A 14,207-nucleotide genomic window follows, 5' to 3' on the forward strand; every position below is an offset into this window, starting at 1 on the left:
GTTTATACCCTGTATCGTAAACATCATGCTTAATTCTGGAGATATAGTGAGACCCTGTAGTCTCATTATGTAGCAACTGCCCGTCGCGCAAAAAGGCTCCCTAAAGGGAAGCCTCATCAATTCCAAATATTTCAACGAGCTTTCTGCCAACTCCATCATGGTCGTTGGTATCTGCAACAGCATCTGCCAGAAGCATCAGGGAATCCTTCGCATTACCCATGGCTATCAGCGTTCCTGATGAATCTGCCATCGACAGGTCGTTGTCTCCGTCTCCGAATGAGATCACATCCTCAATGGATATCCCGTGATGATTTGCAAGCATCCTTATGGCAGTTCCCTTGTCGAATTCCCTGGTAGAAATGTCAAATGCACCGGTGAATGGGGAAACTATGTTGAGGCTGCCAATTTGATCAAGCTCTTCCTTTGCTGACTGCAGCTTTGACTGGTCCATTCCCATAAGTGTGGAGAGCACATATTCATCAGAATGCAAAAGAAACTCATTTTTGTCCTGAAGTGTAACTCTTCTCTCGATCTCCTTCGGGAGAACCAGATTAGCTGCCGCATTGACCACAGCAGCCTGAAAGGATTTCGTAACATATAGGGCTTCGATGCCATGGAAGCCGGCAATAAGGCCATACCTTTCAGCGATGTCATAGATCATTCCGAGCTGCTTCTGGTCCTGGAATGTCCTGTGGATGCACGTACCTCCACTTAAGATCAGATTGCCCCCTGAGGCTATTACATCAGCATCAGGCCCGATAAGCGACGCATAATATGCAGCGGAGCGTATCTGCCTTCCAGTACAGACACTAAAGACATGTCCTTCGTTCTGAAGTGACCTTATAACGCTTATATTGTAATCTGAAATCCTCTTGAAGCTTGTAAGAAGAGTTCCATCGAGGTCAGAACATATCAGCTTTCTTGTCATGACCTTTACCTCCTCAAAATCAAAGCAATCAGAACCACTTCTTTTTCTTGAAGTAGATAATCATTGAGACTGCAATGACAATCATTACAATCCAGGTTGCATAATAGCCATATTTCCAGCCAATCTCCGGCATGTACTTGAAGTTCATCCCGTATACTCCTGCGATAAATGTAAGTGGGATGAATATTGTTGAAATTATCGTAAGTACCTTCATTACCTCGTTAAGCCTGAAGCTTACGCTTGAAAGGTTCAGGTCGATAAGTCCTGCAAGAAGCTCACGGTAGGTCTCCGTAGTGTCTATTATCTGGATGATATGGTCATAAACGTCCCTGATATAAAGCTCGGTGGCAGGCCTGATCAGCTCGGTGGAATCCTTCCCGAGCCATGATGTAACTTCTCGTAGAGGCCAGATGTATTTGTGTATGTACATGAGGTTGTTCTTGATTTCCCTTATCTCATGCAGTGTTTCCTTTGAAGATTTCTGCAGTACCACTTCCTCAACCTTGTCGATCCTCTCACCCAGTACCTCAAGCACTTCGAAATATCCGTCAACTATTGCATCTAGAAGAGAATACATAAGATAATCGGCTCCTGATTTCCTGATAAGAGTATTCTGGTTTCTTATCCTGTCACGGATATTAGTAAATACGTCCCCTTTAAGCTCCCCGAAGGATATGACGTAGTTGCATCCAAGTATGAAGCTGATATGCTCAATGACAAGTTCATCCTCGTTATAGTAGATCATCTTGGAGACTATATACAGATAGTCGTCGTAATCCTCGATCTTTGCCCTCTGAATTTTATTTGTAATATCCTCCGTAATGAGTGGATGGATGCTGAAGGTTCCGCTGATGCGTTCCAGTGTAGACTGTGGGCATCCGCCATCTATGTTTATCCATCTTGTGGTGCCTTCCGGAATCCTTCCAAGGTTCTCAAAATCCACACCTTCTTTGTCTTCCACCCAATATTCACTGAACCCATCGTTACTGTAGTCCATTATCTCAAAGATGCAGCCATTTCCTGGTATCACATTGCTTTCCATCGCTATCCCCCCGCCGTTTCGCCTCTCAAGTATATTTTAGCAAACTTCATGAATCTATAGATGCTTTCAAAGAAATAAAGGCGAGTGAGCATTGTTCATTCAACCCCTGCTGAAGCTCGAGACACTTATGTCAGCAAATGTCACAGGTCTTACTGAATTGATTTTGCTGTAAACCTCCTGGCAGGCCACAGCGTCGCAAAGTGCATTATGGTGGTCTTCAAGTGCAAGCCCATAGTACTCGCACACCGAGCTGAGTCCATGTTTCCTGAGTCCGGTATTCGCTGATTTCGATAGCCTGAAGGTACAGACATATCGGAATTCCGGCACAACAATCCTGCTTCTCCTTAGTGACTTCGCGAGCACGTTCAGGTCGAAGGTGGCATTGTGGGCTATGATCACTCCATCTGTAAAATGATGGCTTATCTTATCCCAGAGTTCAGGGAAGACAGGACTCCCTTTTACCATAGCCTTCGAAATTCCATGCAGCCTTGCATTGAACTGGTCAAAATAGTCTTCAGGATCCACCAGATGGTATTCCTTCGATACAATTTCATCGTTCTTCACCCTTATGAGCGCTATTGAACAGATCGAATCATTCTTGGCATTTGGTGTCTCCACATCGATCACTGTATATTCTTTTATCATATTAGTTTCCATTTGAACTCCTAATTTATGAGATGTTGATTTACTCTCTGATTCTACCATTCAATCTCCTCGGGATATTCATGCCCTCGGACCATTATTTCACCCGGAGGGCACTCGTATTGTTTCGCCCCCTCCCTGACTATTATGCTGATTTCCTTATGTTTCATGTCATATTCGAATTCAGCAATCCTTTTGGCAAAGACATTGAGATTTTTCAAACGTTTTTCCTTTGGCATTGAAATGAACTTGAGGTTAAGCAGGTCAATATACTGGGTGGTGAGGGATTCGATAACTGAAAATCTGCCGTTCATAAAATTAAGCCACCTGGAAAAGGACCCTTCTGAAAGGGTTCCTTTCATGCACTCCGCGAATGCTGCCTGCAGAAGCCTGACCTGTGTGATTGTCATATCCCATACTACCTTTTTGTCTAAGGCTTCACTGAATATGTAGGTATTCTTTGTCAGTGCTCTTATCCTTAACTCAACGAGCTTGTTAAGGGCAAGCATCACAAAGAACATTTCCGGGTAAAGACAATTGCAGCTGAAGTATACATTGTTCTTTGGGGCAATTATCGAATGGACTTTCATCAGGTCTTCATCCATTCCGTTCTCTGCAAGCATTATCTCCCTGTCACCCTGGAAAGCGTGCCTGATATCGTAGCACAACCCTAGAATCCTGTTTGACATCTCAAGGTATCTGGAATTCCTGATATCGTCATCGAGGATTGCTATCTCATGGAGAGCGCCGACAAGCACGTACAAATCGTTATAGTCTCCGCTTATTTTGACTCCAGTTATATTTGGTGTTGTCTCAACCTTAATCATATGAAGCCTCCTGAAGGTATTATAATAGATAGTTTATGGATTCTGTACTCAGATCAGAACAAAACACACGCCGGATTAAAGTTAAATCCTGCACATACCATAAATTATACATGAAACAGATTCATTTCAAAAATATTGCACTATGACGGTATAAAAAAATGAGCAACATCAAATGCTGCTCATTTTAAATATCCAATTTGGAGCTGAAGAAGGGACTCGAACCCTCGACCTGCTGATTACGAATCAGCTGCTCTACCACCTGAGCTACCCCAGCATATAGGTAAACGTGCCTTCACACTCATTACCTTTACTATAATAGTGCGTTTTTTGTTTTTCGTCAATTATTCTGAATACTGAATTGCTGTAAAACTACCAGACAATCAGACAATTCCCGAAGATTTTTTCGGCTTTTCAAATGAATATCAATGTCATATGAAGCAAACAGGATGCCACACATTTGTGTAGGCATCCCAATATTCACTCTTTCTGCCTTGTCATTCCGAGTATCATAATTGCCATGGATATAGATATTACGCTTAGCACAAGAGCTGCTCCCTGAGATGCTGCGCTGTCCATGAAGAGGCTCTTAGCGTTGAACAAGTCGATGATGTAGAAAACAAGGATAATGCCCGAGAGGATTATCCCTACGTGTGCTGTCAACCTTTTGATCTTGTCCATCTGTCATTCACCATCCGTTATGAATATGATGTCGCTGGTAAGGCGTCCGCCCTTGTAGGGCTGGTTTGCTATCTCATCACCGAAGGTCATTGTTGATGTCTGTCCCCCATCCAGATTGTATGCAACCTGGCACCCTAGAGATTCCATTGTCGCTGCAAGCTGCTTCAGAGTCATTCCGCTTGAATATCCTGCCTGCCTTCCATCGACTGTAATGAACACATAGTGGCCAGGTTCTATGCAGCCAATAGCGGTCCTTGGATTCGTTCCGCTTATCCTGCTGGAGAAGCTTGTCAGTGCAGTCCCCTCCTCTACAAGCAACGGGCCGAAGTTCCATGCCTGATACGCACCGTTTGCCATCTCAAGGTCAGCATCGAATTCAGCTGCTGAAAATCCCTTCATTGTTCCGTCATAGTATAGGACAAGCACATCTGCATTGGCATCATCCCTGTAGAGCACACCGTTCCTTATTACTACACCGCCGCTTTCAACTCCGTAGTAGTCTCCGTTTATTGCTGCCACAGCATCATTTTCTATCGCCATATCCAGAACCCAGTCTGTAACTGCCTTGCCATAAGTATCTTCAGCAAAAGCAGTCTGCAGGTTTTCAATGCTCCTGACATAAATATCCTGCACGTAATAGGTTACACCATCTTCCTGTACCGTAGTCATGGTCACATTGACATTTTTACTCATATATGAGGTATCTGTCTCAATGATCTCGCCTTCAGTGAACTTGTCAGCAAATGCTTCACCCCAGTCAGTTGTTCCTGTGTCTGATGACACAGCTTTTTCACTTGTATCAGCTGCTGAAGCTGCTGTAGAAACAGCTTCAGTCCCAGATGCGTTAGCCACATATGTTTCAGGGATGAGCAGCCTGTAGGCAGCTATACCGCCAACTATTACCGCTACTGCCAGAATATCCAAAATTATCATAAATGCCGGGTGTCTCTTCTTTTTCATCTATTTAAGCCTCCCTGTGATCGCCGCATCCATTTTCGCCTTGATGCCTTTTTCTTCCCTGAACACCAGATTCCTCTGGATGCGATAGCTTGCAGCATATAGAAGCAGCTCAGTCACAACCTTGGCAATAGCAATGTTGATTCCAAAAGTAATATTGAGCAGGTATAGTAATCCGTAGTTAGCGGCAAGGATCCCGCCTGCCAGTGTGAAATACCTCATTGCCTCAGGAGCGGCACTACCTTTGCTCTTAAATACAAGGCTCTTGTTCAGCATGAAGTTGAATACTGAGCTTGCTGCCCTTGCGCCTGAAACGCTTAATAGAAGTGACAACGACGGCTCAAGTGATGATGTAAGTTGTCTCAGGATCAGAAGAATCGTGAAGTCAAGGGCGAAGGATACCAGAGATGAAAGTCCGAATTTCAATATCCTACCGTAGATCATCACAGAATCCCTTACCGCCCTGAAGTGTGAGGACTCATTTCCCCTTATATAGACCGTCCTTATCGGTACTTCCCGGATAACTGTCTTGCCTTTTGCAGCGGACAGCAGCATATTCATCTCGTATTCATACCTGTCACCTTCAATCCTAAGCATTTCAGGTATCAGCCTGTATGGAATCCCCCTGAGGCCTGTCTGGGTGTCGGTAACCATTTTTCCAGAGGATGCGGCGAATATCCATCTTGTAAGGAGATTTCCGAGCCTGCTTCTAATCGGAACCTTACCATCAAACCGCCTGCAGCCTAATATAAGGCTGCCCTCATTCTCTTCCAGCTCCTTCGAAACCTTCATAATATCCTCCAGCAGATGCTGTCCGTCGGCATCTGCTGTCACAACTCCCGCTATGCTGGGAAAGTGCCTGTGTATGTATTCGAGTCCGGTTTTAAGTGCCCTGCCCTTCCCTCTGTTCGTGGTGTGGTTAAGTACCAGAGCCTCAGTAGGAAGCATGCTGAAGTAGTAATTGTATAGAGTGCCGCTTCCGTCGTTTATAACTACCACCATGAATCCCATGCTTACAAGCTGCCTGGTGAGCCTTACCAAAGCTTCTCCCGGCTTGTATGCCGGTATAAGCACAACTATTCGTCTTCTTGTTTCCATCTATATCCACCTGCCTTGTTTTCTTTGATGTCTAAATCATAACCCTCAAGGCATTTATAATCCCCGAAAAACAGCCTCCAATGTACCGCAAAATCAAGGCAAAAAAAGAAGGCCTTTGAGCCTTCTTCGATTTTTTTATTTGTGACGTATGAATGAACCGTCGCGAAGCTCAGAAAATGCCTTGTCAAGCTCCTCCCTGGTATTCATTACGATGGGTCCTCCCCATGCAACAGGCTCCTTGAGAGGAGCACCTGAGAATATGATCGCTCGTAAGCCTTCGCTTCCTGCAGTGAGATTAACCACTTCACCTTCAGATGTCAGGTTTGCACTCTTTGCAGTGATTTCACCACCATCCATGCTTCCAGAGCCCTTTACCATGTAAAAGAAAAGTGTATTCCTTTGAGGGACTTCTACCTTAAGGCTTCCTCCCGGCCTGATGTCCGCATCCAGCATCAGGGTCTTCACGTAATCTCCCTGTATTGCTCCTTCAACCCCTCTGAATGTACCTGATATTACGGAGACTGTTGCATCAGGCTCCTCTACCTTCGGAACCATTGCAGAAGTTATGTCCCTGTACTTTGGTTCTGTCATCTTGTCCTTTGCAGGAAGGTTCAGCCAAAGCTGGAGCCCCAGCATCCTTTCAGCTTCCTTTGGCATCTCCTGATGGATGATACCGCTTCCGGCTGTCATCCACTGGCAGTCGCCATTGCCGATGACTCCGCTGTTGCCAAGGCTGTCACCGTGCTCAATCCTGCCTTCGATAAGGTAGGTTACGGTCTCAATTCCCCTGTGCGGATGCCACGGGAATCCTTTGATATAGTCCTTCGGATCCCTTGAATCAAATGCATCAAGCATAAGGAAGGGATCGAAGTCTGTTACAGTGTCATGACCAAGTACCCTTACAAGCCTTACACCTGCTCCATCCACTGCATCTGAACCCCTTACAGTCTTGATTAGTTTTCTTTCACCCATATCATTTCCCCCTTTGCAATATTATCCGTTAATGATCTCTACCTGGCAGACTTTCATCGCATCCAGAGCATTCTGGTGGCTTTCAGGCGACACCCCTGCACAGCAGGAAGCATCCACCCTGATCTTAGCCTCAGGCAGAAACGCCTTTATGAGCAGAGCATTGCTTATTACGCAGATGTCAGTGCAAAGTCCAACTAGCTCGACAACGTCAGCACCATCAGAACTCAGGTCCATCGCAAGCTCCTTGGATCCGAAGGTGTCCTTGTCGTAAATCTTCTTTTTCCCTACTGCTGCTTCAAGCACGGTTTTTTCTATCTCCCAGCCTGGCGTTCCGGAAATGCAGTGCATTACAGGAAGGTTTCCTCCCTCATTGGTCTGAAGGTATTCTTCCTTATGGGTATCCCTCGTGAATACCACATCGCCGTTCCAGGTGGAAATCTTCTTTACTACCCTTGGAACTATCTCAACAGCTTCACTGGTACCAAGGGCACCATCGATGAAGTCCTTCTGCATGTCGACTACCACGAGCACCTTTCTCATCCGATCCACCTCCTCTCATTCAATCATACCCTCATGAAAATGTTTTCGCAAGAAAGGGAATCTACCATGAATACAAAACAAAGGGAGCCATATCCGAAATGAATCGGAGATGGCTCCCTATATTTCTAGTTCTCGATCAGAGCATTCAGCTTATCCTTGACCTCAGAGAATGAAAGTCCCTTATCCAGGCAATAATCCTTTATTGGGAGATTCGTAGCCGGCATGGCGGAGCCTAAGATTTCCTCAATCTCTGCCTTGGTTATTCCTGCATCGAGCACCTGTTGGAAGGTCGTAGCGCCCTTTACAAGAGGTTCGACCTCTTCAGTGGCCGCTGCTTCAGTTGGTGCCGTATCTTCTCCTGCCGGCTCAGGAAGTACCGCAAGATGTGATTCTATGTATGCCTTTTCTTCTGCAGTGAGCTTTTCGTTCACCGTGTACAGTATGTCCTTTGCCTGAGCTGGCAAATAGGTGTCATCATACTCAGCGGGCAGTCCCTTGTAGAATGCCACGAACAGCTGTACTGAACCGTTGCCGATCTCATTTGGAAGATTTGGATACATCTCCTCCAGGACCTTTGTCTGTATGGTTGTACCGTCCGTACCTTCAGGTATTCCGAAGGCTTCAAAAAGATCGTCCAGTTCCACTTCAAAAAGATCTGAAACCTCACTGAAGGTGTATGATCCCCTTATGTCTTGGGGATTGTACTGGCCTTCGAATTCCCCTTCCTTGTAGGTAACCGGGACCTTTGTGGATTCAGTTGTCCATACATCGGCAAGGATTGTGGCTCCTATACCGCCGAAGATTACAAGAAAAACAGTTAATGCCATGAATTTTGAAGATATCTTTCTCATGCCTTTACCTCCCCGCCTGCTTTAGGCACTGATATGAACAGTCCGTTCATCAGGTTGACAGTATCAGGTATCGGGCAAGCCTTTTCGGAGGTACACTCCATGCAGCTGATGCAGCGTAGGTCAGTAACCTTGGTCTTGTCTGATATGACTATTCCCATAGGACAGCTGGTGTCGCACTTTTTGCAGCTTATGCAGGTTGACTCGTTTCGCTTTATCCCAAATATCCTTACCTTGTTCGACAGACCAAGGAGTGCACCGTAAGGGCAGGCATACCTGCACCATGGCCTCGAGATAACGAGGGATGCGCCCATTGTCACAAGGAGCACTATGAGACCTGGAATTGCTACCTCGCTGGACCAGAAGGAGAAGAGTGCGTTATAAGGGTCAATTTCAGCAAACATGAGGTATCCCGACCTTGCAGTCACATAGACAACCCAGACGAGCACAACATACCTGAAGTATTTCAGTACATTGTCGACCTTCTGCGGAATTACCTTCCCGAACCTTTTTCCAAGGATCTTCTTGCCAAGCTTTCCTATCCATTCCTGGAATGAACCAAGCGGGCATACCCATCCGCAGAATACCGGCCCGAACAGAATGGCAAGGATGAATACTAGTGTCATCAATATGACTGAGGACATATGTATCTTCGAAATGAAGGTGCCTAAAGTGCCCAGGTTATAGAGTGTTACGACTCCACCGAAGGGACAGATTGCGTGAAGCGAAGCATCGGCGATAAGCGGAATGCCAAGACCGGATTCTGCAAGCGTGTGGTTTATTGCGATAAGTCCGATAAGTGCAAAGAAAAATATCTGTACATAGAGTCTGAGCTTTGATTTCTTTTTCATTTTGACATCTCCCATAAGACAGATTCAGGAATTTCCATGTACTCATATTAATTGGAAGATGTGAGGGATCTGTGAGGGAATGTAGTCAAAAATGGTGAATTAAGAACCATTTAAGCTGACCTGGCTGAAAACCAGAACCTGGCTCCTCCTGAATCGTTGTTCGAGGCACCATATGCGAACCCATGGGATTCGAGGATGCTTTTTGCAATGGCAAGTCCAAGACCTGTGCCCTTCGCCCCTTCACCCTTGCCTTTGTAGTACCTTTCCCATATTCTTGGGAGGTCTTCCTCACTGATCCCCTGCCCGTCATCGACGACACTCATGGTTACTTGGCCAGATGACTTAATTACTTTAACAACTACCTTCTCTCTGCCATGCTTGAAGGCATTTCCAATAAGGTTTACTACCACCTGCTCCATGTACTTTCGGTCAGCCAGGATCATACAGCCCTTTTCAGCTTCAAATTCGAGACGTATTCCAGTCCTTGAAGAAAGGTCCCGGAACCTTTCTGAAACAACTGAAGCTGCTTCTGAGAGGTCCATGATTCCCAGTTCAGGCTTTGAAGCTCCCGAATCGAGCCTGGACATACTGAGGATGTCATCAACGAGCTCGGAGAGCCTGTCAGACTCTTCTATTATGATCCCAAGCTGCCTGTTCCTCTTTTCAGGGTCGTTTCCCGTTACATCACGCAGAGTTTCGGCATAGCCGCGAATGAGGCTTAGCGGCGTCCTCAGCTCATGCGATATGTTTCCGATGAGGTCCTTCCTCAGCCTTTCAGTCTTCCCAAGCTCAATGCCCATTTCCCTCATATCCCTGGCAAGTGCTGAGATTTCATCTTTTCCCCTTACCTCAAGGTCGACATCAAAGTCTCCCTTTGCCATTTTTCTGGCAGCATCTGTTATCTTTAGAATCGGCTTTACGAACCTTCCGGAGAGGATGTAGGACAGAAGGAATGAAACAAAGAGAAGAATTGCCGTAATGTAGAGGAGCTGTACCTTGAGTATGGAAACAGTATCGGAAACAGGGGCTAGAGGTACTGCAGCGGCCAAAGCGCCACTGCCTGCCGGAGTCGCAAGAAACAGGAACTTTCCGCCTGTCCTCGTCTGCTCCTCGGTCTTGTTTATTGTATTGCCATTAAGTGCCTCAGATACAACCTCCATGATATGCTTGTCGAAGAAATTCTGTGTTCCCGAAGATGTTTCACCACCGGCCTTATATACCGAAACACCTGAGTTGTCGAAGACTCCTATCACCAGGTTATAGACCTCGGAAAATTCAGCCATATCAGAGTGAAGCTCAGGATCATCAAAGCCCTTCTGCCCTATCTCGACGGCAATCTCAGCCACCTTGTCCTCCATCAGTCCAATCTGCCTTGTGCTGTAAAAATCCTCAAGGAAGACGACCTGAAAAAGCCAGAGTACAGATAGCATCACTGCCACGAGCACCATCATGCCCTTGAAGAGCCTCAGCGTGATTCCCCTCATGATCCCACCTCCGGGTCAAACTTGTAGCCGGTTCCCCAGACAGTCACTATCATCTTCCTGGATTCTCCGAGCCTTTCCCTCAGCTGCTTGATATGCGTATCGACCGTCCTGTCGTCTCCTTCGAAGTCATAGCCCCATACTGCGGACAGGATATGGTCCCTTGTGAACGCCTTGCCGGGATTCTCAGCAAGGAATGACAGCAGCTCGAACTCCTTCGGTGTGAGCTGCAGAGCCTCTGATGAGTTCATTACCTTTCGCCCATCCAGGTCAATGACCAGGCTTTTGAACTCGAGCCTTCTGCCGGAGGAAATGACTTCCCTCCTTCTTCTCGCTGTCAGAGCCCTGATCCTTGCAAGCAGCTCTTTTGGACTGAAGGGCTTGACCATGTAGTCATCGATTCCCATGTCGAAGCCAAGAAGCTTGTCATACTCCTCTCCACGCGCTGATAGCATTATGATTGGAATGTCCGAAGTCTTCCTTATACCTTTAGCCACGCTCCAGCCGTCCATGCCGGGCATCATGATGTCCAGGACCACAATGTCGTACTTCTTCACCTCCAGCATCTCAAGAGCTTTAAGGCCGTCTCCTGCTTCATCAGGCTCATACCCGCCTCCGGCCATATATTCCTTTATCATATCCCTTATCCCCGGCTCGTCATCAACCAGGAGCACCCTTATCTCTTCCACAAAAGATCACCTCTTACTGATGATTATAGCATCCAAACGCTGCAAGGTTTCAACACAGGGTTCATCACAGGAAAATTTATGGGGACGGTACTTGACTTATACTTGAATCGCTGATATATTGTTAATGAAGGCAGGTGGTAAGGTTGGCACGGACAGCACGTATAAAGGACGATTTCGGAACCTTCCTGATCCGCCAGACCGGAGGCGGTGAGAGGGTGCTCTTTGAGAATGAGGGCGACAGGTACCGTTTCATGGAGATCCTTAAAAGGACCCAGGCAAATTTCAATTTCAAGCTATATGCATACTGTCTCCTTTCAGACAATGAGTACCAGCTTGTACTGGATACCAACGGCAGCGACCTGTCGAAGGTGATGAAGAGCATAAACATAGGCTACGCAATGTACGTAAAGTGCAAGGGAAGGCTATTCAGGGACAGGTACAGGAGCACTCTCATGAATGACAAGGATGAGACACTTAAGACCATAGGTGCTCTGCATGAAAGGAGCAAGGAAGCCACAGAGTGGAACAGCTTCTGCGTCTATGGAGGAAAATCTCCTCTAAAGCTTGACTGGGTGACACCGCTCAAGAAGGAAGACTCAGAACCGATAAGCGCACCAGATGAGGACAAGGAGTGCAGAGACTGTCTCCACACCCTCGAGGAAGCTAAAGTAAAGCTTTCATCGCTTGCACAGGACTCCGGACAGACTATAGAAGAACTGCTTAAAGACCGCGAGCTGCGCAATCAGATGATCCATGATTTCAGGAAGAGGACTACCCTATCATTAAAGGAAATCGGAGTGCTTTTCGGTGGCATAAGCGAATCTACAGTATGCAAGATAATAAAGAACACATAGATGCAGAAGCAGCAGTACCAATTGCTGCGAATGCATCTTCTAAAAGGGACAACCCTCAAGTTCCGTCCCTTATAAAGGAGGAAAACAATGAGTTTCAAGCTTAATCTCGACTTCGGGAGCACATTAGCACAGGCAAGTCAAAACACTCTGAATCCTGAGATTGTATATGACATTCTGGTGGTCGGAGGAGGACCGGCAGGACTAAATGCCGCTCTATATGCCTCACGGAAAGGTCTGACAACCGGTATCCTGACCAAAAGGAAAGGCGGACAGATCCTGGATACCTCTGATGTAGACAATTACCTCGGTATAAAGTCAATTTCAGGCGAAGGCCTGGTACACGAGTTCCTGTCACATGTTGACCAGAACAATATTCCAGTCCTCTCTGATGTTGAAGTTCTTGGAATAACTACAGAAGCCGGAGTACACAGCCTTTCACTTGACAGTGGCGAGATCTACAGGGCAAAATCCCTGATAGTTGCCACAGGCTCAAAGCCAAGGACTCTTGGTGTTCCTGGTGAATCCGAGTATTCAGGCAAGGGCGTATCGTACTGCGCCATATGCGACGGCCCCTTCTTCAAGGGCAGGGAGGTATTCGTAGCTGGCGGTGGAAATTCAGCTGCCGAAGCTGCAATAGACCTTGCCAAGGTTGCTTCGAAGGTAACCATAGTCCACAGGAGCCAGTTCAGGTCAGACAAGGTTCTCACAGACCAGCTGTACTCGAATCCGAAGATAAGCGTGATGCTCGGCACTACAATTACAGAGGTACTTGGAGATGGCACATTCAAAGGGCTGAAGGCCAGGGACAACTCTACCGGCGAGGAAAAGACAATCCCAGGAGACGGACTGTTCGTTGAGATAGGACATGACCCTTATACAGGGCCATTTGGAAAGATCCTACACCTTAACAGCCATGGAGAAATCATTGTAAGCCAGAAGAACGAGACAAACGTGCCGGGAATATTCGCAGCAGGTGATGTTACAGAAGTGCCCTACAAGCAGATAGTCATAGCAGCAAGCGATGGTGCGAAGGCTGCCCTCTCTGCCAGCGAATACCTTAACAGGCTGAAGGCCTGATGAAAAGTTAGAAATATATTAATATAAAATATCGATAAATGGAGGAAATGAAAATGAAAATGTTCAACGAAGAATTGAGAAGCCAGCTAAAGGAGGTCTTTAATGACCTCGGAGGTGATGTTACAATCGCCCTGTTCACAAAGGAAGGCGAATGCTACAGCTGTGAAGAAACCACAGGCTACATGGAGGAGATAGAGGAGCTAAGCGACCTCATACACCTAAAGAAGTTTGACCTTGACAAGAATTCCGAGCTTGCCAGGGAATACAATGTCACCATGGTTCCAAGCATAGTCCTTCTCAATAAGGATGGAAAGTACGAGGGTGTTAAGTTCAATGGAATCCCAGCTGGACATGAGATAAACTCATTCATCCCTGCCCTGCTTGAAGTATCCGGAAGGACTTCGGAGCTTCCTAAGGACCTTGAAGAAAGGATAAGGAAGATCGACAAGCCTACCAATATCAAGGTTTTCGTCACTTTAAGCTGCCCTCACTGCGCAGGAGCAGTACAGAAGGCTCATAAGATGGCACTCATGAATCCATTTATCGATGCTGAGATGGTCGAGGCTGAGACATTCTCTGACCTTTCAAACAAGTTCAACGTATCTGGTGTTCCGAAGATAGTCATCAACGATAAGCATGAGCTTCTCGGAAACCAGCCCATACAGGCATTCCTTGCTGAAATGGAGAGAGTTTAGACTCTGCCGGAATAAGCAAAAAAGGTCA

16 protein-coding genes and 1 tRNA gene are annotated in these 14,207 nt (G+C 46.5%); 3 read left to right on the plus strand and 14 right to left on the minus strand.

What is annotated here, in order from left to right; all coding sequences use genetic code 11:
* Positions 1 to 100: 100 nt before the first annotated feature.
* The 14 genes from J2Z34_RS11825 to J2Z34_RS11890 all read right to left on the minus strand — a co-directional run bounded on the left by J2Z34_RS11825 (position 101) and on the right by J2Z34_RS11890 (position 11,553).
* The gene (locus J2Z34_RS11825; protein WP_209460078.1) at positions 101 to 928 is read right to left on the minus strand and encodes an HAD family hydrolase; all 828 of its coding nucleotides are present in this window, start codon (positions 926 to 928) and stop codon (positions 101 to 103) included.
* 28 nt (positions 929 to 956) lie between these two features.
* Positions 957 to 1,970 (minus strand): magnesium/cobalt transporter CorA, encoded by a 1,014-nt coding sequence (gene corA / locus J2Z34_RS11830; protein WP_209460079.1) that lies wholly within the window; start codon positions 1,968 to 1,970, stop codon positions 957 to 959.
* A gap of 99 nt (positions 1,971 to 2,069) precedes the next feature.
* The gene (locus tag J2Z34_RS11835; RefSeq protein WP_209460080.1) at positions 2,070 to 2,627 is read right to left on the minus strand and encodes a 3'-5' exonuclease; all 558 of its coding nucleotides are present in this window, start codon (positions 2,625 to 2,627) and stop codon (positions 2,070 to 2,072) included.
* A gap of 41 nt (positions 2,628 to 2,668) precedes the next feature.
* The gene (locus J2Z34_RS11840) at positions 2,669 to 3,439 is read right to left on the minus strand and encodes a DUF6904 family protein (RefSeq protein WP_209460081.1); all 771 of its coding nucleotides are present in this window, start codon (positions 3,437 to 3,439) and stop codon (positions 2,669 to 2,671) included.
* A 198-nt stretch (positions 3,440 to 3,637) separates the two neighbouring features.
* Positions 3,638 to 3,713, minus strand: a tRNA-Thr gene (locus J2Z34_RS11845).
* 203 nt (positions 3,714 to 3,916) lie between these two features.
* On the minus strand, positions 3,917 to 4,117 hold the full coding sequence (locus J2Z34_RS11850) for a hypothetical protein (RefSeq protein ID WP_209460082.1): 201 nt from the start codon (positions 4,115 to 4,117) through the stop codon (positions 3,917 to 3,919).
* 3 nt (positions 4,118 to 4,120) lie between these two features.
* Positions 4,121 to 5,077 (minus strand): phosphodiester glycosidase family protein, encoded by a 957-nt coding sequence (locus J2Z34_RS11855; RefSeq protein WP_209460083.1) that lies wholly within the window; start codon positions 5,075 to 5,077, stop codon positions 4,121 to 4,123.
* The gene (locus J2Z34_RS11860; protein WP_209460084.1) at positions 5,078 to 6,172 is read right to left on the minus strand and encodes a bifunctional glycosyltransferase family 2/GtrA family protein; all 1,095 of its coding nucleotides are present in this window, start codon (positions 6,170 to 6,172) and stop codon (positions 5,078 to 5,080) included. It abuts the gene before it with no gap.
* 135 nt (positions 6,173 to 6,307) lie between these two features.
* Positions 6,308 to 7,144 (minus strand): pirin family protein, encoded by an 837-nt coding sequence (locus J2Z34_RS11865; RefSeq protein ID WP_209460085.1) that lies wholly within the window; start codon positions 7,142 to 7,144, stop codon positions 6,308 to 6,310.
* Between the two features lie 21 nt (positions 7,145 to 7,165).
* Positions 7,166 to 7,684 carry a cysteine hydrolase family protein gene (locus J2Z34_RS11870; protein WP_209460086.1) on the minus strand — a complete coding sequence of 173 codons (519 nt, stop codon included), beginning with the start codon at positions 7,682 to 7,684 and terminating at the stop codon, positions 7,166 to 7,168.
* A 125-nt stretch (positions 7,685 to 7,809) separates the two neighbouring features.
* The gene (locus J2Z34_RS11875; RefSeq protein WP_209460087.1) at positions 7,810 to 8,535 is read right to left on the minus strand and encodes a hypothetical protein; all 726 of its coding nucleotides are present in this window, start codon (positions 8,533 to 8,535) and stop codon (positions 7,810 to 7,812) included.
* Complete coding sequence (locus J2Z34_RS11880; protein ID WP_209460088.1) at positions 8,532 to 9,383, minus strand: 4Fe-4S binding protein; 852 nt, start codon at positions 9,381 to 9,383, stop codon at positions 8,532 to 8,534. The genes J2Z34_RS11875 and J2Z34_RS11880 overlap by 4 nt, the downstream gene beginning before the upstream one ends.
* A 110-nt stretch (positions 9,384 to 9,493) precedes the next feature.
* Entirely contained in the window at positions 9,494 to 10,867 is a 1,374-nt protein-coding gene (locus tag J2Z34_RS11885; protein WP_209460089.1) for a sensor histidine kinase, read from the minus strand.
* Positions 10,864 to 11,553, minus strand: coding sequence for a response regulator transcription factor (locus J2Z34_RS11890; RefSeq protein ID WP_209460090.1), 690 nt, complete (start codon positions 11,551 to 11,553; stop codon positions 10,864 to 10,866). Before J2Z34_RS11890 ends, J2Z34_RS11885 begins: the two co-directional genes overlap by 4 nt.
* Before the next feature lie 143 nt (positions 11,554 to 11,696).
* On the opposite strand from J2Z34_RS11890, the gene J2Z34_RS11895 reads away from it, so the two are divergent.
* The 3 genes from J2Z34_RS11895 to pdo all read left to right on the plus strand — a co-directional run bounded on the left by J2Z34_RS11895 (position 11,697) and on the right by pdo (position 14,179).
* The gene (locus tag J2Z34_RS11895) at positions 11,697 to 12,407 is read left to right on the plus strand and encodes a hypothetical protein (protein ID WP_209460091.1); all 711 of its coding nucleotides are present in this window, start codon (positions 11,697 to 11,699) and stop codon (positions 12,405 to 12,407) included.
* Between the two features lie 87 nt (positions 12,408 to 12,494).
* A complete protein-coding gene (locus tag J2Z34_RS11900; protein WP_209460092.1) occupies positions 12,495 to 13,484 on the plus strand; it encodes an NAD(P)/FAD-dependent oxidoreductase in 990 nt (329 codons plus the stop codon).
* 53 nt (positions 13,485 to 13,537) lie between these two features.
* Positions 13,538 to 14,179, plus strand: a complete 642-nt coding sequence (gene pdo / locus J2Z34_RS11905; protein WP_209460093.1) for a protein disulfide oxidoreductase — start codon at positions 13,538 to 13,540, stop codon at positions 14,177 to 14,179.
* The last annotated feature ends 28 nt before the right edge of the window (positions 14,180 to 14,207 follow it).

It is taken from the genome of Youngiibacter multivorans (genome assembly GCF_017873395.1).
GTDB classification, from domain to species: Bacteria; Bacillota; Clostridia; order Clostridiales; family Clostridiaceae; genus Youngiibacter; species Youngiibacter multivorans.

Coding starts and splice junctions, on each gene's coding strand:
- J2Z34_RS11825 (WP_209460078.1), bottom strand. CDS start 928: ATGACAAGAAAGCTGATATGTTCTGACCTCGATGGAACTCTTCTTACA.
- corA (WP_209460079.1), bottom strand. CDS start 1,970: ATGGAAAGCAATGTGATACCAGGAAATGGCTGCATCTTTGAGATAATG.
- J2Z34_RS11835 (WP_209460080.1), bottom strand. CDS start 2,627: ATGGAAACTAATATGATAAAAGAATATACAGTGATCGATGTGGAGACA.
- J2Z34_RS11840 (WP_209460081.1), bottom strand. CDS start 3,439: ATGATTAAGGTTGAGACAACACCAAATATAACTGGAGTCAAAATAAGC.
- J2Z34_RS11850 (WP_209460082.1), bottom strand. CDS start 4,117: ATGGACAAGATCAAAAGGTTGACAGCACACGTAGGGATAATCCTCTCG.
- J2Z34_RS11855 (WP_209460083.1), bottom strand. CDS start 5,077: ATGAAAAAGAAGAGACACCCGGCATTTATGATAATTTTGGATATTCTG.
- J2Z34_RS11860 (WP_209460084.1), bottom strand. CDS start 6,172: ATGGAAACAAGAAGACGAATAGTTGTGCTTATACCGGCATACAAGCCG.
- J2Z34_RS11865 (WP_209460085.1), bottom strand. CDS start 7,144: ATGGGTGAAAGAAAACTAATCAAGACTGTAAGGGGTTCAGATGCAGTG.
- J2Z34_RS11870 (WP_209460086.1), bottom strand. CDS start 7,684: ATGAGAAAGGTGCTCGTGGTAGTCGACATGCAGAAGGACTTCATCGAT.
- J2Z34_RS11875 (WP_209460087.1), bottom strand. CDS start 8,535: ATGAGAAAGATATCTTCAAAATTCATGGCATTAACTGTTTTTCTTGTA.
- J2Z34_RS11880 (WP_209460088.1), bottom strand. CDS start 9,383: ATGAAAAAGAAATCAAAGCTCAGACTCTATGTACAGATATTTTTCTTT.
- J2Z34_RS11885 (WP_209460089.1), bottom strand. CDS start 10,867: ATGAGGGGAATCACGCTGAGGCTCTTCAAGGGCATGATGGTGCTCGTG.
- J2Z34_RS11900 (WP_209460092.1), top strand. CDS start 12,495: ATGAGTTTCAAGCTTAATCTCGACTTCGGGAGCACATTAGCACAGGCA.
- pdo (WP_209460093.1), top strand. CDS start 13,538: ATGAAAATGTTCAACGAAGAATTGAGAAGCCAGCTAAAGGAGGTCTTT.